Annotated in this window: 21 protein-coding genes and 1 tRNA gene; 13 read left to right on the plus strand and 9 right to left on the minus strand. The window is 53.8% G+C overall.

All coding sequences use genetic code 11. The features are described from left to right. Positions 1-49: 49 nt before the first annotated feature. Entirely contained in the window at positions 50-712 is a 663-nt protein-coding gene (gene csgI, locus OGV50_RS11385) for a curli synthesis inhibitor (RefSeq protein ID WP_153258381.1), read from the minus strand. Between the two features lie 194 nt (positions 713-906). On the opposite strand from csgI, the gene OGV50_RS11390 reads away from it, so the two are divergent. Beyond that, the gene (locus tag OGV50_RS11390) at positions 907-1,320 is read left to right on the plus strand and encodes a CoA-binding protein (RefSeq protein ID WP_047457710.1); all 414 of its coding nucleotides are present in this window, start codon (positions 907-909) and stop codon (positions 1,318-1,320) included. 60 nt (positions 1,321-1,380) lie between these two features. Here OGV50_RS11390 and hspQ read toward each other — a convergent pair whose 3' ends face one another. Together hspQ and rlmI are read right to left on the minus strand one after the other, a co-directional pair. Then, positions 1,381-1,698, minus strand: coding sequence for a heat shock protein HspQ (hspQ, locus tag OGV50_RS11395; RefSeq protein ID WP_012132956.1), 318 nt, complete (start codon positions 1,696-1,698; stop codon positions 1,381-1,383). Positions 1,699-1,755: 57 nt separating this feature from the next. After that, the gene (gene rlmI / locus OGV50_RS11400; RefSeq protein WP_286488545.1) at positions 1,756-2,946 is read right to left on the minus strand and encodes a 23S rRNA (cytosine(1962)-C(5))-methyltransferase RlmI; all 1,191 of its coding nucleotides are present in this window, start codon (positions 2,944-2,946) and stop codon (positions 1,756-1,758) included. Between the two features lie 94 nt (positions 2,947-3,040). On the opposite strand from rlmI, the gene yccX reads away from it, so the two are divergent. Next, positions 3,041-3,322, plus strand: a complete 282-nt coding sequence (gene yccX, locus OGV50_RS11405; RefSeq protein WP_012132954.1) for an acylphosphatase — start codon at positions 3,041-3,043, stop codon at positions 3,320-3,322. Here the strand turns inward: yccX and tusE are convergent. Beyond that, positions 3,319-3,648, minus strand: a complete 330-nt coding sequence (gene tusE, locus OGV50_RS11410; protein ID WP_012132953.1) for a sulfurtransferase TusE — start codon at positions 3,646-3,648, stop codon at positions 3,319-3,321. The two genes, yccX and tusE, sit on opposite strands and share 4 nt — an antisense overlap. Before the next feature lie 90 nt (positions 3,649-3,738). Continuing rightward, entirely contained in the window at positions 3,739-4,398 is a 660-nt protein-coding gene (gene yccA / locus OGV50_RS11415) for an FtsH protease modulator YccA (RefSeq protein ID WP_012132952.1), read from the minus strand. A gap of 370 nt (positions 4,399-4,768) precedes the next feature. Here yccA and OGV50_RS11420 point away from each other — a divergent pair. After that, positions 4,769-4,856: transfer RNA gene (locus OGV50_RS11420), tRNA-Ser, on the plus strand. A 135-nt stretch (positions 4,857-4,991) separates the two neighbouring features. Here the strand turns inward: OGV50_RS11420 and pgtP are convergent. Next, positions 4,992-6,383 (minus strand): phosphoglycerate transporter PgtP, encoded by a 1,392-nt coding sequence (pgtP, locus tag OGV50_RS11425; RefSeq protein ID WP_024130464.1) that lies wholly within the window; start codon positions 6,381-6,383, stop codon positions 4,992-4,994. A gap of 394 nt (positions 6,384-6,777) precedes the next feature. Here pgtP and pgtC point away from each other — a divergent pair, with 394 nt between their 5' ends. The 7 genes from pgtC (at position 6,778) to OGV50_RS11460 (ending at position 15,901) form a co-directional block, all read left to right on the plus strand. Next, the gene (pgtC, locus tag OGV50_RS11430) at positions 6,778-8,010 is read left to right on the plus strand and encodes a phosphoglycerate transport regulator PgtC (RefSeq protein WP_286488561.1); all 1,233 of its coding nucleotides are present in this window, start codon (positions 6,778-6,780) and stop codon (positions 8,008-8,010) included. 11 nt (positions 8,011-8,021) lie between these two features. Further along, a complete protein-coding gene (pgtB, locus tag OGV50_RS11435) occupies positions 8,022-10,016 on the plus strand; it encodes a two-component system sensor histidine kinase PgtB (RefSeq protein ID WP_370906227.1) in 1,995 nt (664 codons plus the stop codon). After that, complete coding sequence (gene pgtA / locus OGV50_RS11440) at positions 10,006-11,253, plus strand: two-component system response regulator PgtA (protein ID WP_049008883.1); 1,248 nt, start codon at positions 10,006-10,008, stop codon at positions 11,251-11,253. Before pgtB ends, pgtA begins: the two co-directional genes overlap by 11 nt. Positions 11,254-11,378: 125 nt before the next feature. Further along, entirely contained in the window at positions 11,379-11,819 is a 441-nt protein-coding gene (locus OGV50_RS11445) for a DUF2946 domain-containing protein (protein WP_075203725.1), read from the plus strand. 84 nt (positions 11,820-11,903) lie between these two features. Beyond that, positions 11,904-13,958: a TonB-dependent copper receptor gene (locus tag OGV50_RS11450; protein WP_200092436.1), complete on the plus strand. Its 2,055-nt coding sequence runs from the start codon at positions 11,904-11,906 to the stop codon at positions 13,956-13,958. Positions 13,959-14,122: 164 nt separating this feature from the next. Next, entirely contained in the window at positions 14,123-14,701 is a 579-nt protein-coding gene (locus OGV50_RS11455; protein ID WP_012132942.1) for a PhoP regulatory network YrbL family protein, read from the plus strand. 93 nt (positions 14,702-14,794) lie between these two features. Next, a complete protein-coding gene (locus OGV50_RS11460; protein ID WP_012132941.1) occupies positions 14,795-15,901 on the plus strand; it encodes an acyltransferase family protein in 1,107 nt (368 codons plus the stop codon). Positions 15,902-15,956: 55 nt separating this feature from the next. On the opposite strand, the gene OGV50_RS11465 is transcribed toward OGV50_RS11460, so the two are convergent. The 3 genes from OGV50_RS11465 to OGV50_RS11475 are packed head-to-tail and all read right to left on the minus strand — an operon-like array spanning position 15,957 to position 18,666. After that, a complete protein-coding gene (locus tag OGV50_RS11465; protein WP_012132940.1) occupies positions 15,957-16,823 on the minus strand; it encodes an ABC transporter permease in 867 nt (288 codons plus the stop codon). Continuing rightward, entirely contained in the window at positions 16,795-17,637 is an 843-nt protein-coding gene (locus tag OGV50_RS11470; RefSeq protein ID WP_012132939.1) for an ABC transporter ATP-binding protein, read from the minus strand. Before OGV50_RS11470 ends, OGV50_RS11465 begins: the two co-directional genes overlap by 29 nt. 21 nt (positions 17,638-17,658) lie before the next feature. Continuing rightward, entirely contained in the window at positions 17,659-18,666 is a 1,008-nt protein-coding gene (locus tag OGV50_RS11475) for an ABC transporter substrate-binding protein (RefSeq protein ID WP_012132938.1), read from the minus strand. 242 nt (positions 18,667-18,908) lie between these two features. Between OGV50_RS11475 and OGV50_RS11480 the strand changes: the two genes are divergently transcribed. The 3 genes from OGV50_RS11480 (at position 18,909) to cuyB (ending at position 21,914) form a co-directional block, all read left to right on the plus strand. Next, positions 18,909-19,931 carry a malate/lactate/ureidoglycolate dehydrogenase gene (locus OGV50_RS11480; protein ID WP_286488546.1) on the plus strand — a complete coding sequence of 341 codons (1,023 nt, stop codon included), beginning with the start codon at positions 18,909-18,911 and terminating at the stop codon, positions 19,929-19,931. Between the two features lie 253 nt (positions 19,932-20,184). Continuing rightward, positions 20,185-21,198 (plus strand): D-cysteate sulfo-lyase, encoded by a 1,014-nt coding sequence (gene cuyA / locus OGV50_RS11485; protein ID WP_199977566.1) that lies wholly within the window; start codon positions 20,185-20,187, stop codon positions 21,196-21,198. After that, positions 21,195-21,914 carry a cysteate racemase gene (gene cuyB / locus OGV50_RS11490; RefSeq protein ID WP_110494362.1) on the plus strand — a complete coding sequence of 240 codons (720 nt, stop codon included), beginning with the start codon at positions 21,195-21,197 and terminating at the stop codon, positions 21,912-21,914. Before cuyA ends, cuyB begins: the two co-directional genes overlap by 4 nt. Positions 21,915-21,927: the final 13 nt, after the last annotated feature.

Consider the following 21,927-nt stretch of genomic DNA (forward strand, 5'->3'; position numbering starts at 1 on the left):
AAAAAAATGCGCGCCGACTCGTCATACTCGCCAGCGTCGACATAAAATGTCAGGAGGGCGGTTGTTTTTCCACCCATTGCAGGAAGTTATTACGCGTTTGCGGATCGGCTTGTTTGAACCAGTATTTGAGTCGTTGCTCCGTGAGTGCCTGAGACTGCGGCGGAACGGCGTCCAGCTCAGAGATCCCGGAAAGCAGCGTGCTGTCATCGGCCATCATCGTGGCGAACTGCGGCAAGGAGGCGCGTTTATCGGCTTTGTTGTAGCGCTCGGTTTCGGTTTCGTAATCAATGATTTTGGCGGTCGAGGTGATTGCCAGAATATCCAGTTTGACCGGAATCGGCATTGCGTCGCCGTCCAGCAGTTCCAGACGCGGCGTGGTGGAAAAATGCGCGGCTTCTCGTTCGGTTTCCAGATGCGGAAGATGAAAATTGACCTGGCTGATGAGTTGCGTGTTAAAGCTGATCACCAGCGGGGGAGAAATGTAGAGTCGTTCCTCGTGGCTGGACAGGCGAATGGTTTTCTCAACGCGAAACACAAGCTGATGAGGGCCATTGTCCAGTTCGATGCTGTCCGCGCCGCGCAGCAATGAACTGGAGACTTTTTTGCCGTCTAACACTAAAAGGTCAATGTCATTTGAAAGACGAAGGGTCGTGGCAAAGGCGGTTACCGGCAAATACAGAACGAATAACATGGTTATAATGCCGGTTTTCATAGGGTTCTCCTGTCCAAAAACCGCCCGGTTAATAATGTATCAAAATTTTTCGCTAATCATGTTTACTAACATGCTAATCATGTTTACTAACATATAGACATATTTTTAGCTTTTGCTCTCATACGTCCGTATGGGATGAATGGTTGCAATGTCAGGTTTGTCGTACACTTTGCAAAACAGCCTGGAGAAAGATGATGAAAGAGACCGATATCGCTGGCATTTTGACGTCCACGCGTACCATCGCGCTGGTGGGGGCAAGTGATAAGCCCGAGCGCCCAAGTTACCGTGTGATGAAATATTTACTCGACCAGGGCTACCACGTTATTCCTGTCTCGCCGAAGGTGGCCGGAACCACGTTGTTGGGGCAGAAAGGCTATGCGAAGCTGACGGACATACCGGAAAGGGTCGATATGGTTGATGTCTTCCGTAATTCAGAAGCCGCATGGGGCGTCGCGCAGGAAGCTATCGCCATTGGCGCGAGGACCTTATGGATGCAACTGGGCGTAATTAATGAGCAGGCCGCCGTGCTGGCGCGAAATGCGGGATTGAACGTCGTGATGGATCGCTGTCCGGCAATAGAGATTCCGCGTTTAGGGCTGGCGAAATAAGGGCTCAGACATAGCGTGTAAGCCCGATAAGCGTCGCGCTATCGGGCATTTTACGTTGAATCAGTTGCGCAGACGCGGCGCTTGCAGCTGTTTGCGTATAGTGCGCGCCAGTTCATCCATCGAGGGTTGCTCGGGATGCTCATCTTGCGTTTCACTGCTTAACTGGGCTTCAGCCAGATAGGTATGTACAGGCTGGCCTTCATCATCTTCCATCACCACGTGATACCAGGGAGCGGCGCGAAGTTCGTCGTTAACCGCCAGCTCATCAGGTGACGGTTCATCAAGCGAATATTCCGGGTCGATATCCACGACCACTCCGAGGTAACCTAACAGGGAATGGCGGACCTGCTGGCCGATACCGAATTTGCTGGCAATCATAGTCACCTCCCGGGAAATAGATACTCTCAATATGAGGGTAACATTCCACTTTTCAAGTTACATGACGCGACAGGCAAACCCTTTCAGATACAGCCCTTCCGGGTAGGTAGCGATCACCGGATGATCGGCAGCCTGACGGAACTGCTCTATAAATTGTACATCACGACCGGCATCTATTGCGGCATCTGCAATGATTTTCTGAAATAAATCTGTGGTCATCAGGCCGGAACAGGAGAACGTCAACAGCACGCCGCCCGGATTCAACAACTGGATAGCCAGCATGTTGATATCTTTATAGCCGCGACAGGCCCCCATCAGCTGGCTTTTATTTTCGACGAACTTCGGTGGGTCCATCACGATGACGTCGAATTTCTCTCTACGATCGCGGTAGGTGCGCAGCAGTTTGAACACATCGTCACGCACAAACTCGGCTTTGCTCAGATCCAGTTTGTTCAGTTCAACGTTTTGCTTCGCGATATCCAGCGCTTCCTGCGATGTATCAACGCTCACCACCTGACGGCAACCGCCCATCAGTGCCGACACGGCAAAACCGCCGGTATAGGAGAAGCAGTTCAGCACGCGCTGGTTTTCCACATAGCGACGCGTCGCCAGGCGGCTGTCACGCTGATCGAGGTAATAGCCTGTCTTATGACCCCCCTGAATATCCACCAGCAGCTTCATGCCATGCTCTTCAATGGGCAGCAGGGCCGGCGGCAGTTCGCCAGTGACAGGCCCCTGGGTGAGTTCCATCCCCTCTTTTTTACGCACGGCGACGTCGCTGCGGTCGTAGATCGCACATTCGGGATACTGCGTTTGCAACGCGCTGATCAGCGCGGCGCGTTGATATTCCGCACCTGCGCTCAATAGTTGCAGAACCAGGAAGTTACCGAAGCGGTCGATAGTGATGCCCGGCAAGCCATCGGATTCACCGGCTATCAGACGGTAGCTGTCCAGCCCGTCTTTTTTCGCCAGCCAGTCGCGCCACTGTTGCGCCTGGTGCAGACGACGAGTGAAGAACGCAATGTCGATGGATTCCGCCTGATCGAATGTCCAGACGCGTGCACGAATTTGCGAGGCGGGAGAATAGGCGCCGCGCGCTAACCATTTACCCTGATGGTCAACAATATCGATGGTTTCACCGAGGCTGGCTTTACCTTCTATTCGGGCTACGGCACCGGAAAAGACCCACGGATGGCGACGAAGTAAAGATTTTTCGCGCCCTTTGGCTAACACTAAACGTACACTCATAATTTGCTATTCTGTCGAATCAAAGAAATGGGCGCCATTGTCCTGAGTTTTGCGAGGATTTGCAACGCGCCCCGCGATGATAAGGAGCACAACAATGTCGAAAGTTTGCATAATCGCCTGGGTACACGGTCGGGTTCAGGGCGTTGGTTTTCGCTATACCACGCAGCATGAAGCGCAGCGCCTGGGGCTGACGGGCTATGCGCGCAATCTGGATGATGGAAGCGTGGAGGTGGTGGCCTGTGGCGAAAGTGAACAGGTGGACAAACTGATGAAGTGGCTGAAGGATGGTGGGCCACGTAGCGCCAGGGTAGACAGGGTTCTGAGTGAGCCACATCGCCCTGGCGAGGAGTTAACAGGTTTCCGTATCCGCTATTAAATACATTTCACCGGTTTAGGCAGGCCAGCAATCTTCGTTGCCTGCTTTGCCGGACCTTTCGGAAACAGGCGATACAGGTAGCGGCTGTTGCCTTTTTCTTCGCCAAACTTATTCGCCATTGCTTTCACCAGCATGCGGATGGCCGGAGACGTATTAAACTCCAGGTAGAAATCACGCACAAAACGCACCACTTCCCAGTGTTCAGGAGAGAGGGTAATACCTTCCTTTTCAGCAATCGCGACTGCCAGAGGCTCGCTCCATTCCGCCGTCTCTTTTAAATAGCCTTCGCTATCCGTACTGATTTCTTTGCCTTCAAAGATCAACATAAATTCTTCACAGCGTTAGTCAAACTGGCGCCAGTTTACCAAAAAACAAAGCCCCGCATAAGCGGGGCCTGGTTAATGCGTTCTTATATCTTAATCGCGGCTGGCGAAGCCCAGAATGCTCAGCAGGCTGACGAAGATATTGTACAGCGAGACATACAGGCTGACCGTTGCGCGAATGTAGTTCGTCTCACCGCCACGGATGATGTTGCTGGTCTCGAACAGGATTGCCCCGGAAGAGATCAGGATAAACACCGCGCTGATGGCCAGATGCAGCGCAGGCAGTTGCAGGAAGATATTCGCAACCATGCCAATCAACACCACAACGATACCCGCCATCAGCATACCGCCCAGGAAGGACATGTCTTTACGCGTTGTCAGGACATAAGCGGAGCAGCAGAAGAAGACCAGTGCCGTACCGCCCAGCGCCATGCCGATAACATCGCCCATACCCGCTGAGAGGTAGGCGTTGAGAATCGGGCCAAGAATGTAGCCCAGGAAGCCGGTAAAGGCGAACGCCGACAGGATACCGGTGGGTTTATTCGCCGTTTTATAGGTCAGGAACATCAGACCGTACATGCCTACCAGCGTCAGAATGAGACCCGGAGACGGCAGCATCAGTACCGTACTGGCGGTGGCGGTGATCGCAGAGAACGCCAGCGTCAGGCTCAGCAGGAAATAGGTATTGCGCAGCACTTTATGGGTGCTGAGTAGCGATGTGCGGTCGCGTGAAGAAGTAATAATACGATCCATGAGTCACTCTCTTATGACAGATGTAGTTAGCGAAAGAGGATAATAAAATCGCTGATAATCACACAGCGGTTTTACCCATCTTTACGCATTTGATCTCTAACAGGTTAAGCATGTTATTTCAGGCGTTGTCGCGAAACCCACCCGACATAAAACGTGACGGGGGAGAAGAGGCGGCAGTAAAGGTTGATGATGAGCGCATAACAAAAGAGGCGCAACGGAACATTTGCCGCCGGGCCTCTTTTTTATGCTGAATAAATGGTCAATTTGTTGTTATTTCAGGCTATTAACAGCTTTTTGCCTGTTTTTCAGGCAAACGAACACATTCGGGCTTTACACGGCGCATTGGGATGTTTATAGTGCGCCTCATTCCGGAAGTGTGGCCGAGCGGTTGAAGGCACCGGTCTTGAAAACCGGCGACCCGAAAGGGTTCCAGAGTTCGAATCTCTGCGCTTCCGCCAGATTAAACAAGGGGTTACCGAAAGGTAGCCCCTTTGTTTTTGTATCAAAGAATATCGTATCCCGCTTCTTTCAGATCATGCCGAACCCCGGATAACAAAAGCTATCCGGGGTTTTCTTTTCCCTGGTGTAGGTGATTATTGTGCGTCGGCCAGTGTTAAAGAGGCGTCTTCCTGCTGAGTGTTCTTACGCTGTTGCTCAAGTTCCAGCGCGCCGCGATGAGAGAGATAGCAGAACAGAATGCAGCAGACGATCCCGCCCATCAGCAGATAGAAACCGCCGTGCCAGCCCATTTTATCCACCATCACGCCAAACAGACTGGTGCCTAACGAGGCGCCAAAGATGTAGCTCATAAATCCGCGTAAGCCAACGGCTGAACCTACGGCAAAGCTGGGAACAATTTCCATCGTCTGGACGGAGGCCAGAAACTGCGGGACATAAATCAGGCAGCCAACAATCGCCGCGAAAACCGTCACCATCAGCAGAGATTCACTTTTCCAGTAACCGATCAGGCAGACGAAGATCAGCGCCATACAGATCATGGCTAACGGCATCCGACGACCTTTGAACAGTTTGTCGGAGAGCCAGCCGGCCAGCAGGGTAGAAGGAATGGCCGCCCATTCAAAAAACAGGAAGGCGACGCTCATCTGTTCCTTGGAAAAATGTTTCACCGTCAGCAGGTAGATAGGCAACCAGCTGATCATGCCGAAGCGCACCATATAGACGAACACGTCCACAAGGGAGACATACCAGGCGTTTTTGTTACGCAGCACGTACGTGCAGAAGATCTGGAATGCGCTCATGTTCTCCGGCGCTTTTACGGCGTGTCTGGTCTTCAGCACCACTTTCTCTTCCGGCATCATCTCTTCCAGCGCAGGCAGGCCCTCCTCACGCGGCGAGCCTTTACCAAGCAGCAGTACAATCAGGGCGAAAACCACCGCCACGCAGGCCGGAACAATGTAGCTGGCGCTCTGCCAGTGTTCACTGCCGAGGATTGCAAATGCGGCACCTACGATCGGGGCGACAATCCCGCCGCCAACGTTATGCGAAATGTTCCAGAACGCCCCCACACGTCCACGCTCCCGACGCGGGAACCAGTTAGCGATAGTGATAAAAGAGGGGCCGACGCCCATCCCCTGAAACAGGCCGTTCAGGACAACCAGCGCAGCGAAGATCCAGAATGCGGTACTGAACCCCAATCCGACGTTTACGATAGCGCACAGCACCAGGCCGCAGGCCATAAAGACTTTCGGGCTGGCTTTATCTGCGAGGCTGCTCATGACGCCTTTGCTGATTCCGTACGCAATGAGCATACAGCTGCTGAGCAAACCGATCTGCGTGGCGCTCAGGTCTAACTGTTCTTTCAGGTAAGGCGTGGATAATGTGAAGTTATTGCGCACAATATAGTACGCCAGATAGCCCAGAAATACGCTAAGCAGCGCCTGCATACGGTATCGACCATAAGTTGCCTGAATTTTCTCAGCAGGAACTTTATTCGCCGATGGCCCTGTTTTAAATATTGATAACATGTCGTCACCTGTATTTTATATTGGTATGAACATCAGGAGTATTCGGCATGAAGAGTGAAATAAGCGGCCATGAAACTCAAGTCGATGAAATGTGTCAAAATTGACTCAAAATGATGAATTGAAAGGTTATTTTTGACACGTTTTGAATGAGTGAAATGCGGCGTAATTAATCAGGCGCTGAATTTATGTCTGGCTTGTGCGGATATTAACAAATTCCACATTCATTATCTGGTAATCTTTGCTGGTATTTTCGGATGCCAGCACGAATATTTTTACGATAGTGGTTATTCATCCGCTAATCGTCACAAACGGGTAAGTTTTGTCTCAACGCTATTTTTTCGATATCTCAATATTTATGAACGGGATCACAAACATGTTTCTTCGTCGGGGCGGGATGGTTAGCAAAACGTTCGCGTTGCTGCTGCTGACCGCGTTGTTCAGACCCTGTGCGGCGCAAAGCAATGAACTGGTGATGGCGACAACATTTTCCCCCAGCGCCACCGCGTGGATTATCCAGCGCTGGCAGACGGAGCCGGGGTCGGTGATGATTCGCACGCTCAATCGCACCAGCGCCTCGCTGGAACAGTTGCTTGATACGGCAAATGCAGAAAACGTTGATCTGATTCTGACCTCGTCGCCGATGTTGCTTCAGCATCTTCAGGAACATCAAAAACTGGCGCCGTTCAACGGTGCGCCGTCAGTCAGTCAACATCTGGTGCCGGAATCGATCCGTTCAACCTCCGTTGCCGTGGCTATCTCGGGATTCGGTTTGCTGATTAATCGCTCGGCGCTGACTGCACGGCATCTGCCTTCGCCAACGGACTGGGACGACCTGACCGATCCCAGATATCAGGGGGCGCTGCTGATGAGCAGCCCATCGCGCTCGGATACCAACCACCTGATGGTGGAGGCGCTGTTGCAACAAAAAGGCTGGGCGCAGGGATGGGAAACGTTGTTAGCGAGTGCGGGAAACCTCGTGACGATTTCATCACGCAGCTTTGGCGTGGCGGATAAAATAAAAAGCGGGCTGGGCGTGGCCGGCCCGGTGATTGATAACTATGCCAATCTGCTGCTGAACGATCCTCATCTGGCCTTTACCTACTTTCCGCAGTCGGCCGTTTCGCCCACCTATGTCGCGGTACTCAAAAACAGCCAGCATGCCATCGAAGCGCGGCGTTTTATTCGCTATCTGCTAAGCCCGGAAGGGCAGCGGATCCTCGCTGACGCCAATACGGGGAAATATCCGGTTACGCCGCTGGCGGCAGGAAACCCACGGGCAGCGCAACAGGCGGTGCTGATGAATCAACCGCCGTTAAATTATCGGCTGATCCTGAAACGTCAGCGTCTGGTTCAGCGTATGTTTGATACGGCAATCAGCTTTCGTCTCGCCCAGTTGAAAGATGCCTGGCGAGCGCTGCACAGCGCGGAAGCCCGCCTTAAGCGCCCGTTGCCTGAAATACGCGCGCTGCTAACCCGTGTGCCGGTCGATCCGGTAAGCAGTGAAGATGAAGCCTGGCTGGCGCAGTTCGACAATAAGAGCTTTGCTGAGCAGCAAATGATGGAGTGGCAGATCTGGTTTCTCAACAATCAGCGTCAGGCTATCAATAAACTGGAAGAACTGAAATGAAGGGCGGGTCAATGCTGCAACGTCTGCGGCAAATCAGCATCAGCAGCAGTTTACGGGGCGCTTTCCTGATGGGGGCGCTGCTGACGCTGATAGTCAGCAGCGTCAGCCTCTATTCATGGCATGAGCAAAGCTCGCAAATACGCTATTCGCTGGATGAGTATTTTCCCCGCATCCATTCTGCTTTTCTGATTGAAGGGAATCTCAATCTGGTGGTGGATCAGTTGAATGAGTTTTTGCTGGCGCCGAACACCACGGTGCGCCTGCAACTGCGCAACCAGATTATTCAACATCTGGATAGAATCGAGCGGCTGAGCCAGGGGCTGTCACCCGCAGAACGCCAGCAGCTGGCGGTGATTTTGCAGGACAGCCGCGCGCTGCTGTCGGAACTGGATCGCGTGCTCTACAACATGTTTCTGGTACGTGAAAAGGTGGGTGAGCTGTCTGCGCGTATTGACTGGCTTCACGACGATTTCACCACCGAACTGAATTCTCTGGTGCAGGATTTCACCTGGCAACAGGGAACGCTGCTGGATCAGATTGAAGCCCGGCAAGGCGATGCGGCGCAGTACCTGAAACGCTCCCGTGAAGTACAGAACGAGCAGCAGCAGGTCTATACGCTGGCGCGCATCGAGAATCAAATTGTTGACGACCTGCGCGACAGGCTCAATGAACTGAAGTCTGGAAATGATGATGGCATGCTGGTTGAGACGCATATCCGCTATCTCGAAAACCTGAAAAAAACGGCGGATGAAAATATTCGTGCGCTGAATGACTGGCCGAGCACGATTACCCTGCGACAAACCATTGATGAGCTGCTGGAAATTGGCATGGTGAAAAATAAAATGCCGGACACCATGCGCGACTATGTCGCCGCGCAAAAAGCGTTAGTGGATGCCAGCCGCGCCAGAGAAGCGACGCTGGGGCGCTTCAGGACGCTGCTTGAGGCCCAGCTTGGCAGCAGTCACCAGCAAATGCAGATGTTTAATCAGCGTATGGAGCAGATTGTCCGCGTTAGCGGCGGGTTGATTCTGGTGGCGACGCTGCTGGCGCTGCTGCTGGCGTGGGTGTTGAACCATTATTTTATCCGTTCGCGGCTGGTGAAACGCTTTACCGCGCTGAATCAGGCGGTGGTGCAGATTGGTTTAGGGCGGACGGATGCCACGATTCCGGTGTATGGGCGGGATGAGCTGGGGCGGATTGCGGGTTTGCTTCGCCACACGCTGGGTCAGCTTAACGCGCAAAAACAGCAACTTGAGCAGGAGATCGCCGAGCGAAAAGCGATTGAGGCCGATCTGCGCGCCACCCAGGACGAGCTGATCCAGACGGCAAAACTGGCGGTGGTCGGGCAGACGATGACCACGCTGGCGCATGAGATCAACCAGCCGCTGAATGCGCTGTCGATGTATCTGTTTACGGCGGGGCGGGCGATTGAACAGGGGCAGACGGAACAGGCGCGAACGACGTTAAGCAAAGCGGAAGGGCTGATTAACCGCATTGACGCGATTATCCGCTCGCTGCGCCAGTTTACCCGTCGTGCTGAACTGGAAACGCCGCTGCATCCGGTTGATTTGCGTCAGACGTTTACGGCGGCGTGGGAACTGCTGGCGATGCGCCATAAGCCTCAGCAGGGGGCGCTCGCGATACCGGATGAAACCGTTTGGGTCAGCGGTGATGAAGTACGCATCCAGCAGGTGCTGGTGAACGTGCTGGCGAATGCGCTCGACGCCTGCCCGAACGCGGCGGCAATTACGGTGAGCTGGCAAATTCAGGGCGATACGCTGTGCGTGTTGATTGCCGACAATGGCCCCGGCTGGCCTGCGGCCTTGCTACCCTCATTACTGAAGCCGTTTACGACCAGTAAAGATGTGGGGCTGGGCATTGGGCTTTCGATTTGTGTTTCGCTGATGACGCAAATGGAAGGCGCGTTGCGCCTGGCGTCCACGTTGACGCGAAATGCCTGCGTGGTGCTGCAATTCAATGTGACGGATGTAAAAGATGTTGAGTAATGAATGTTCGATTCTGCTGATTGATGATGATGCCGATGTGCTTGATGCCTATACACAGTTGCTTGAGCAGGCGGGCTATCGCGTCTGTGTCTGCAATAATCCCTTTGATGCGCGGGAGTGGGTGCAGAAGGACTGGCCCGGTATCGTGTTGAGTGATGTCTGCATGCCTGGCTGCTCCGGCATCGATTTGATGACGTTGTTTCATCAGGATGACGAGCAACTGCCGATTCTGCTTATCACCGGACATGGCGACGTGCCTATGGCGGTGGATGCGGTGAAAAAAGGGGCCTGGGATTTCCTGCAAAAGCCGGTAGACCCGGGCAAGTTACTCTCGCTGGTTGAGGCGGCGTTACGCCATAGGCAATCGGTGATAGCGCGTCGCCAGTACTGCCAGCAGAAGTTGCAGGTTGAGCTAATTGGGCGCAGCCAATGGACGCATCAGTATCGTCAGCGCTTACAGCAACTGGCAGAAACGGATATTGCGGTCTGGCTTTACGGCGAACCGGGAACCGGCCGCATGACCGGCGCGCGCTATTTGCACCAGCTGGGGCGTAACGCCGGGGGCCCTTTTATTTACTGCGAACTGACCCCTGCCAGTGCCCAAAAACTTAATGAGCTTATCGCGCAGGTTCAGGGCGGGACGCTGGTATTAAGTCACCCGGAAAATCTGACCCGCGAACAGCAGCATCAACTGGTGCAGTTGCAGAGTCTGGAGCGGCGGCCTTTTCGCCTGATCGGTATCGGCAACGCTTCGCTGGTGGAGCTGGCGGCCAGCAACCAGATTGTGGCGGAGCTTTATTACTGTTTCGCCATGACGCAAATCGCCTGTCAGCCCCTGTCACAGCGACCTGATGATATCGGGCCGTTGTTCCATCACTATTTGCAGAAAGCCTGTCAACGGCTAAATCATCCGGTGCCGGAGGTGGATAACGACCTGCTGAAGGGGATGATGCGCCGGGTGTGGCCGAACAACGTCCGTGAACTGGCGAACGCCGCCGAACTGTTTGCCGTGGGGGTATTGCCGCTCGCGGAAACGGCGAATCCACAGATGCACGTCGGTGAGCCGACGCCGCTTGACCAGCGGGTTGAAGACGTTGAACGGCAGATCATCACCGAAGCGCTGAATATCCATCAGGGGCGCATTAACGAAGTGGCAGAGTACCTGCAAATTCCCCGTAAAAAGCTCTATCTCAGAATGAAGAAATATGGCCTGAGTAAAGAGCACTATAAGTTTTAGCGCAGGTCAGGGGAGCGAGATGTGATGTGTGGGGCTATGAATCACCTGTTCCCCTGTAATTAGTTGTGATATTGCGAATGTAAATCAGTTACAATCTGGCAAACACCTCAACTCCGGGTAACGTTTTGCACGGGCGAACGCGAATCAACCGAATAACAGCATGGCTGGCATTATTTGCCGTCGCCATGTTGTTTATTGCGCCCGTTATTTCAAAATCAATTGCCCGCCAGGCCGACTGTGAGCACTCGTCGCACTCAATGGTGATGATGTCGTCAGGCTCGCACCATGACATGGCGGCTTCTGTGCCGTGTGAGCCTTCTCTTTCGGTCGCTCACCAGATGATGTCCGGCAAAGCGATGTCGCCCGTGGAAGAGATCGTCTGCGGGTACTGCCAGTTGCTGGTACATCTGCCGTTTGTCCAGTTTGCGCTGGTGTTCTTGCTCTGGCTGTTGCTGCTGTTTGTTATCTGTTGTTCGGTACGGCCATTACACCTTTCCGTTATCTTCCGCCCGTGGGCGCCTCAGCGCGCTCGCGCGCCGCCTGCTGTATTTCCGTTTTCGTTTTAAACAATAAAAAAACAGACATTGCGTAGCGTTTTGCCCTTTTGACGGGCAATGCGTCGTTGCGCCTGAAAAACAGTAAGGAATGTTATGAAACGGCAATACTTCGGGCTTACTCCTCTGGCCTCTCTGGTTCTGATCGCGCTGACCGCAAAGGCGGCGTGGGCAAGCGAACAGCACGATCATGCAAAAATGGCGGATGATTCGGTAATGATTGTGACCGCGCCGGTCGCCTCTCCGCTGGAAATCGTCACGTCGCCAAAAACGCCTCGTCAGCCCGTTCCCGCCAGCGATGGCTCTGATTATCTGAAAACGATCCCTGGGTTCTCGCAAATTCGCAATGGCGGGACAAACGGCGATCCAGTCTTTCGCGGGATGTTTGGCTCTCGTCTGCGAATTTTGACCGATAACGGCGAAATGCCGGGAGCCTGCCCGGCACGTATGGATGCGCCGAGTTCTTATATCTCCCCGGAAAGTTTTGATGTGCTGACCCTGATAAAGGGGCCGGAAACCGTGCTCTGGGGGCCGGGCAACTCTGCGGGAACCCTCCGCTTTGACCGGGAACAGCCGCGTTTTGATAAACCCGGTATTCAGGGGACGGCCAGCGTCCTTGCCGCCTCGAATAACCGCTGGGATGAAAATGCGGACATCAGTCTGGGAAGTGAGGACGGCTATTTGCGGCTTATCGGCAACAAATCCCGGGCGGGTGACTACAAAGATGGCAATGGCGACCGCGTGCCGTCGAAATGGGATAAATGGAACGGCGATATGGCGCTGGGCTGGACGCCAGACAAAGACACGCTACTGGAAATGACGGCGGGTAAAGGCGACGGTGAAGCCCGCTATGCCGGGCGCAGTATGGACGGCTCCCGGTTCAGGCGTGAAAGCCTGGGGATGCGGTTTGAGAAATCCGGCATCGGCGAGGTATTTGATAAGTTAGAAGCGAATATCTACTACAACTATGCGAATCACGTTATGGATAACTACTCGCTGCGCGCTCCCGGCATGAATATGTCAGGAAGCATGGGTTCGGCGATGGGTTCGGCAATGGAACACGGTTCTGCCATGCATTCGATGAGTATGCCAATGGCAATGCAGCTGGATCGCCGTACTGTTGGCGGACGGATGATGGGAACGTGGTTGTGGTCAGACTATGAGTTACGTAGCGGCGTTGATACGCAACTGAGCACGCATCGCAGTAAAGATGATGATCGCTGGGACAAAGACGCCCGTTTTCACGACTATGGTTTATTCAGTGAATTGACCTGGCTTGCGACGGAGCAAAGCAAAGTGACAGGTGGCGCGCGTCTTGATCGCGTAGTGGTGGACAATTTCACTGACACCGGCTCCTCGCAGCGCACGGATCTACTACCGGCCGGGTTTGTGCGCGTTGAGCATAATCTGGCGGAGATGCCCGTGATGTTTTACGCGGGGATCGGCTATACCGAACGTTTCCCCGACTACTGGGAGCTTTTTTCTCCCACCTATGGCCCTGACGGGTCGGCAGATGTTTTCGATAACGTCAAAACGGAAAAGACGACTCAGCTTGATATTGGCGCGCAGTATACCGGTAAGCGTCTTAACGGCTGGGTTTCTGCCTATATTGGCCGGGTTAATGATTTTATTCTGTTCCGTTACGACCCTCATCATCCCCGTATAAGTCAGGTTGATAACGTCAATGCGACCATCATGGGGGGAGAAGCGGGCATCGGCTATCAATTGACCGAAACATGGAAAACCGATGCCAGCCTTGCTTATTCCTGGGGGCGAAATACCGACGACCATCAGCCATTGCCGCAGATTCCGCCGCTTGAAGCGCGCCTGGGTCTGACATGGGAACGCGGCGACTGGAGCAGTACCGGTCTGCTGCGTCTGGTCAGCAGCCAGCATCGTGTCGCAATTAACGAAGGGAACGTCGTGGGTAAAGATTTTGATAGCAGCGCGGGGTTCGCCATATTCTCCGCGAATGCGGCCTACCGGCTGAACAAGTCTGTGAAACTCAGCGCGGGCGTTGATAATCTGTTTGATAAAGCTTACAGCGAACATCTGAACCTTGCCGGTAACAGCAGCTTTGGTTACTCCGCGAATACGTCAGTGAATGAACCGGGAAGAACATTCTGGGGAAAAGTGAACGTGACGTTTTGATAGCCTTCCGGCGGACGTGAACCGTCCGCCGACTTCATGACTCATTGACCTGCCGTTTAGGTTATTAACATTAAACTGTCTCGGCTGTAACCAGGATATGACGTAACGCCATCTCTTCGTTTGCATGGGCCAGTCTGTTTTTTTCTTTTATGAGTCAACACTGTATGAAAAAGCTTACCTTGACCGAAAATGATTTACTGGCCAGAGGGAACGATCGTTACGTCTTTCAGCATCCGCACAATCATCAACTACTGATCAAAGTCGTCATCCCGAGCATTCCCAAATATAAAAGTAAGCTTCGTGAAGTCTATCGGGACGTCAAAGAGTGCAAGCCGCGCGACGAAACCGACTCGCTCTTCATCCAGAAAATTGAAGGGCTAGTGGAGACAGATAAAGGGATTGGGCAGGTTATCGTCAAAGAGCATGACCAACAGGGCAACATTGCCAGAACATTGTATGACCTTGCAAAGCACAACGAACTGGACGCGGAGAAATTCAGTAAGCTCAACGCTTTTTTAGCGTGGTTTATTCATACAGACGTCATTATCAACTCGCTGCATTGCAAAAATATTGTTTATGCCTGGGACGATGCTCGTCAGGAGTACCGCTTCAAAGTTATTGACGGCTTTGGGGATAAGACGCTCTTTCAGTTGAGCAAGTTCTGGAGCGTTATACGGGATAAAAACAAACTTAAGTGCCTCAGAAGGATGCTGAGGGATCTGCAAAGTATCACGCAAGCGTAATCTACACGTTATCCTTGAACAGGCCTGGTCATTTTCCCAGTATGCAACCGGACCTTTGTCATGTTGTCTGCTGGCTTGTTAACAAGAAAGAGTATGCAAACAACACGTAATTATTTTTTTGATATTCTCCGCATTCTGGCTGTACTGCTGGTTGTTACCTCGCATTACAGCTACATGTTCGATACCAGTACCGTGTTGACGTTCCCGCGCGAATACCTGACCGGAGGAATAGGGCGGCTGGGCGTCTCTTTCTTCTTCATGATATCCGGCGCGCTGGCTTACCTGTCGCTGCGTAAATACTCTGTGCAGGAGTATTACCTGAAACGCGTCTATTCGATCCTGCTTCCCTACAACATCGCTTATTTCTCAATGGCGATCCTGTTCCTCATCCTGAGCGTGTTTTTCCTCTATCCCGGCAATCCGCTGGCTGACGTGCTCGCCGGGAAGCGTGCATTTCACTCGCTGCTGCCTTCCGTTCTCGGGTTTGACCATTATCTGCACGGTGTCTACGACATCAATACCGCATACTTCACCGGAGAGTGGTTTATTGGCTGTATTATCCTGCTGTACGCCGTTTCTCCGGTGATCTACTGGGCCATTGTCCGTTTTCCGGTCTGTACGATGCTGGCGGCGGTCGTCGTTACGCTACTGGCATATGATAAAAGCATCGTGAACCCTTACTGGTCAGCACAGGTTCGGGTGAGTGATTTTACCTTCGGGATGCTGTTCATACACTTTCAGCCGTGGTTCACGCGCTACCGTCTTCAGGCGGCGTCAGTCAGCCTGCTGCTGGTGGTGACCGGGGTGATTGTGGCGCATATCGATCAGCTACCGGTTCGGGAAGTGCTGTTTCCTCTGAAACCCTCAAGCCTGCTGTTTGCTGCGGCCTTCCTCTTCATTCTGCTGGCGGGATACCCGCTGATTCATCCTCTGTTTAATCTGGATCGCTTCCGGCAGGGGTTATCCAGCCTGGCGTCGCGGGCCTACATTATTATGCTGTTGCAGCATGTGGTGGTGATATTTGTCAGCGCCAATATCGATATGTCGGTACTGAATGCGACCCAGGCGGTGATGCTGTATTTTGGGATTCTGATTTGCATCGAAAGGCTGTCGTCTTTCATGAAACCGCTATCGGTAAAGTGTGAGCAGGTCTTGATCGCCAGAACGCCGTGGCTACGTGAAAAGCAAAAAGGGAACTAAGACCATTTCGCGCTAAGCCGGACAACGTCCGGCTGCAAAGAACGCGGGGGAGGGGTTAACGCTGCATCCCCCAGCGTTTCACCGTGATCTTTTCCAGACTGGCGAATACCACGCCTTCCACCAGCAGGCCAATCGCGATTACCGTTAACAGTCCTGCAAATACCCGGTCGGTGAACAGCTCATTGCGATTCTGGAAGATATACCAGCCCAGGCCTCCTTCGCCGCTGGACGCGCCAAATACCAGTTCGGCGGCAATCAACGTGCGCCAGGCGAACGCCCAGCCGATCTTGAGCCCGGACAGGATAGCGGGCAACGATGCCGGAATAAGAATCGTGATCACATAGCGTGGCCCGCTGAGGCCGTAGTTGCGCCCCGCCATGCGTAGCGTTTCCGGTACGCTGCTAAAGCCGGACCAGGTATTCAGCGCGATTGGCCACATCACTGAATGTATCAGCACAAATATCAGGCTGGCATTCCCCAGACCAAACCACAGCAAAGCCAGCGGCAGCAGCGCAATTGCTGGCAGCGGATTTAGCATCGCGGTTAATGTGCTGAGCAGATCGCGGCCAAACTGGGTGGTCACGGCCAGCGCGCTGGCAATCAGCGCCAGCGCACTGCCTGCCAGATACCCTTTCAGCAGGGTACTGAGTGAGTTGACGATTTTTTCCGGCAGTTCGCCATTGCGCATGTCTTCGCTAAACGCCTGCAACGTCTGAAGTACCCCGGGCAACATCAGATCGTTTTGCTGGATGCGCGCGGCGATCTCCCATAGCGCCAGCACCAGGGCGACAATCAGACACTTGCGCAGCCACGTCTGATTCCACAGGCGCTGGTTTAAAGGCAGTGGCGTTTCCACCGGCAGATTGCGCAGCGGCGGTAATTCGCGTTCGAATTCAGGACGAATGTACGGTGGCTGGGACATACTCTGGCTCCTCGCCGGATGAGTGAGACGGACTGTTCCCGATTGTCGGGAATAACAGATGGTGAATATGGCGCGCAGCGTGCTGAAACGCCTCGCTGCCGAAATCATTAAGCGTGAACTGATGACAGTTAAGCTCCGCCCTGACGCGCCCTGGATGCGGCGAAAGCACCAGGATACGGCTGCCCACCACCAGCGCTTCTTCAATCGAATGGGTGACGAACAGCAGGGTAAAGCGCTCTTCTTCCCAGAGCGCAAGCAGTTCTTCCTGCATTGTGCGTCGGGTCAGCGCATCCAGCGCGGCAAAGGGCTCGTCCATCAGCAGGATGCGTGGTTTCATTGCCAGCGCCCGTGCAATGGCGACGCGCTGCTTCATCCCGCCGGAGAGCATATGGGGCATGGCGTCGGCAAATTCTGCCAGCCCGACTTTGTGGAGGAAATGCAGCGCCGTCTCTTTTGCTTGTGAACGACTGGCTTTCCGGCTGGCCAGCAGAGGAAACATGACGTTTTCCAGCACGGTTTTCCACGGCGGCAGTTGGTCGAACTCCTGGAATACCATCATGCGTTCCGGGCCGGGAGCGCTAACCGGCGTTCCCGAAAGTGAAATGTGGCCGCTGCGCGGGGCGAGAAAACCGCCTGTAGCTTTCAACAGGCTTGATTTCCCGCAGCCTGACGGCCCAAGCAAAATAAAGCGGTCGCCAGGCCAGACATCAAAACTGACATCATGCGTCGCGCGCACTTGCCGTTCACGGGTACGGTATTCAATATCAACATTGCTGACCTGTAGCAGCGGGCCGTCGATTTGCTGAGTGACCATCAGAGCCTCCGGTGTCGCGGTTTAACTGCCTGGGTTTTCCCATGCTTCGTTAAAGAAATAGTCTTTCCAGGAATCGGCCTTATTTTTCAGTACGCCAAGCTCATGGAGTTTTTCGGCATATACGCCAGTACGCTCAGGGAAAACCGTAAAGCTGATTTCTGGATCGTTAACAATTTTTTGTACCAGTGGTAAGGGCAGCCGTGATTTCTCGACGCGAATATACGTTTCGGCAGCCGCATTTTTGTCACGGTTAATGATATTTGCGGCTTCACTGAGGGCGCGATAAAACGCTTTATAGGTTTTTGGATTTTCATCATGGAATTTCTGGGTGGTATAGAGAACATTAAATGTCGCCTGCCCACCCAGCACATCATAGGAACTGAGCACTTTATGCACGTTGCTGTGCTCCAGCGCCTGATACTGAAACGGCGGGCTGGAAAAATGCGTGGTAATTTCCGAGCCACCAGCAATTAAGGCTGCGCTGGCGTCCGGGTGCGGTAAACTGACGCTAATCTTATCGAAGCGTTTGAAGTCCTGGTCGCCATATAATTTCGCCGTCTCGATTTGTAATGTACGAGACTGAAAACCGACCCCAGCCGCCGGAACGGCAATACGGTCTTTTTCGGTCAGGTCTTTAATGCTTTTTACCGCCGGGTTATTACTCAATAAATAATTGGGCATCGATCCCAGCGAGGCTATCGCTTTCACATTTTGCTTACCTTTGGTGCGATCCCATAGGGTGAGTACCGGGGGAACGCCTGCTGACGCAACGTCCAGAGCGCCAGAGAGCAACGCTTCATTCATCCCGGTTGCGCCTGAAATCGTGCGCCACTCTACCTTGATATCCAGCCCCTCTTTTTGCCCCTCTTTTTCGATAAGCTGCTGGTCTCGCACCACATCAAGAATTAAATAACCGATGCCAAATTGCTGCGCGATACTAATGTTCCCTTCCGCAAATGCCGACTGGCTGACTCCGCCAAGGGCGGAAAACGCCAGCGTCCAGGCAAATACCCTGTTTCTTTTATTCATATCTGTTCCCCAGAAAGGTGTTTCTCAGTAAAAAATCATGGGCAGAGGCGAGAGGGAAAGGAAATGATTTAAATGGCAATGAATATCAGGAAAATGAATAACGATATTCATGGCGTGTTAGTTAATAAGCGGAAAAGCTTAGTTATTATTCATGGTTATGTAACAAATACATCCTCGCTATAGTCGGACTCACCTCTTTAATAGCCCTTGCCATTGCAGGGGCAATGTCCGTGAGTAGAATCATGCCATTATTTTCACATCATCACTTACGTTCGCTTTTACAACGCCATCTGGTACGGGCGGGTACGGGATCTGATATCGCGCAAAAAGTAGCGGATAACCTGGTCGAATCCTCATTAAAAGGCCACGACTCGCATGGCGTGACCCTGTTGCCTCGCTATATACGGGCCATTCTGGTGGGAGATTTGAACCCTGGCGCCACGCTGACCACCTTGTCTGATGCCGGGCCGATTGTCTCTCTTGATGGGGGACATGGCTTCGGCCAGGCGTTGGGCGAACAGGCCATGAACGTGGGTATTGAGCGTGTGCGCCAGTTTGGGGTGGCAATAATTGGCTTGTCTAATACCCACCATCTCGGGCGGATCGGCGCATGGGCAGAGCAGGTGGCGAGCGCCGGGCTGGTCTCGATCCATTTTGCTAACGTGGCGGCGCCGTCGGCCGTGTTGCCGTTCGATGGGCTGCGCGCCAGGCTTGGTACAAACCCCTTTTGCGTGGGCGTACCGTTACAGAACCGCCCTCCGGTTATCCTTGATTTCGCGACCAGCGCCATTGCGGGCAATAAAGCGCGCATCGCCTGGAATGAAGGGCGCGCCATCCCGGCAGGATGTGCGGTAGATGCGAACGGGCAACCCACAACCGACCCTGCCGTATTAATGACTGAGCCGCTCGGCGCTTTGCTGCCTTTTGGCGGCCATAAAGGCGCGGGATTGTCGCTAATATGTAGCTTACTCGGCGCTGCGCTGACCGGCGGCGAGACCGAAAGCCAGCAGATTCCGCCGCGTGCCGGAATCATCAACAATATGTTGTCGATTCTATTTGACCCCGCGCGACTGGGCGCGGAGGAACATTACTCACAGGCGCTGTTAGCGCAGGTTGACTGGGTTCGTAGCGGGCAGGAAGGGCACGATGTGCAGATCCCCGGAGAACCGGAATTGCGCGCGTATGCCCGGCGCCAGGAAGAGGGCATCTGGATTGATGACGTCAGCTGGCAGGCGTTTGTCGCCCTGGAAGCATTAAATACCTGAGCGTGCCTGCGCACCAAAAGACATATTTGGTTATTTGTTTAAACGGATCGGCATGATGGTCAGTTAATGAATGCTGGCGAATAAATAAAGCGATCGTTTTTTGTTTTATCTTTTTTCCTCATATCCATAGCTGAAAAACTTGGTAAGCCGTGAGTGAGAAAATCAATATAGTCATTCTTATATTCCACGAACCTTTCTTACTCTCGCTGCCGAATTTTAATGTGCGGCGTCGTTATTCTTTACAGGAGTTATTATGCATCTGGCGCGTTTTCCCCGGCTTCATTTTGGCCATTTCCCGACTCCACTGGAGCCCCTCACTCAACTTTCACGCTTGCTGGGGGGGCCAAATATCTGGATAAAACGAGACGATTGCACCGGCCTTGCCACTGGCGGCAATAAAACCCGCAAACTTGAGTTTTTGCTCGGCGACGCCCAGGCGAAACAGGCGGATATTATCATTACCCAGGGCGCCACGCAGTCTAACCATGTGCGTCAGACCGTCGCGGCGGCGGCCAGACTGGGTCTGGAAGCGCATGTTTTTCTCGAACAACGCGTCACGACGCTGGGTGATGAGTATCAGCAATCCGGCAATGTGCTGCTGGACGGTTTGCTCGGCGGCAAAATTATTGCTCATTTGCCCGGCGGTACGGATATGCAGCAGGCAATGGAGCATCATGCGGAAAGCCTGCGTGCGCAGGGCCATACCCCTTATGTCATCCCCGGTGGCGGTTCGAACGCAATCGGGGCGCTGGGTTACGTATCCTGCGCGGAAGAGTTGCTTTGGCAGTCCAGCCAGTTACGGCTGCGTATCGATCATATCGTCCATGCCACCGGCAGCGCAGGCACGCAGGCTGGCCTGATTGCGGGTTTAACCGCCACGCACAGCGGCATTCCTCTCCTCGGGATTAGCGTACGCGCCCCGCGTGATAAACAGGAACACAACGTCTGGCGTCTGGCGCAGCAGACCCGGGAACTGCTCGGCGTGCCGGGTGAATTGCCGCGTGAGGCGGTGGTCGCCAACAGTGATTATGTGGGCGAAGGCTATGGTCTGCCCACCGAGGGGATGCTTGAAGCGCTGCAACTGCTGGCGCAGCACGAGGGGATTCTGCTCGACCCTGTCTATTCCGGTAAAGGTATGGCCGGATTGATTGATCTGATCCGTCAAGGCCATTTCCGCAAGGATGAGAATGTGGTGTTTATCCATACGGGAGGAAGCGCAGGTCTGTTTGGCTATCGTCAGGTCATCGCAGATTCTTTGTCATCATGAGCACACCTTTTCTGCTGGGGATTCTTGGCGGCATGGGGCCGCTGGCGACGCTTGATTTAATGCATAAATTGCTGCGCGCAACGCCCGCCAGCAGCGATCAACAGCAAATCCCCCATGTGGTGTGGAATGTGCCGCAAATTGCAGATCGCCAACAGGCGCTGGCGGGAACAGGGCCTTCGCCGTTGCCGCAGCTCTTGCACGGTGTGGAACAGCTGAACCGCGCGGGTGCCAGCCACATTGTGATCGCCTGTAATACGGCGCACCACTGGTATGAGGCGCTGGCGCAGCACAGCGACGCGCCGTTGCTGCATATTGTGGACGCCACGCTGGCGGTATTTGAAGGGAAAGAGAAGCCCCGCCGGGTCGGGCTTATCGCTACGCAGGGCACGCTGGATGCCGGTTGGTTCCAGCACGGTTTCGCCTCTATGGGGATTGAAAGCGTGCAGCCGACGCCAGAGGAGCTACGGCAGTGGTTTGTGCCGGGGTGCTATGCGGTAAAACGCGGCGAACTGCGTACCGGCGGTGAGCTGCTGAGTTTACAGGCTCAGGCATTGCGCGATCGCGGCGCAGAGAGGCTGGTGCTGGCCTGCACGGAAGTGCCGGTTGCGCTGGCGGAGGTGACATCCCCGCATTTAGCCGTGTCGATTGATCCCGCAGAAGCGCTGGCGCAACAGTGTGCCCGGTTATGGCTAACGCAGCGCGAAGCATGGCATTAATAACGTTATTATT

It is taken from the genome of Citrobacter sp. CK180, assembly GCF_030333655.1.
GTDB lineage: Bacteria > Pseudomonadota > Gammaproteobacteria > Enterobacterales > Enterobacteriaceae > Citrobacter_B > Citrobacter_B koseri.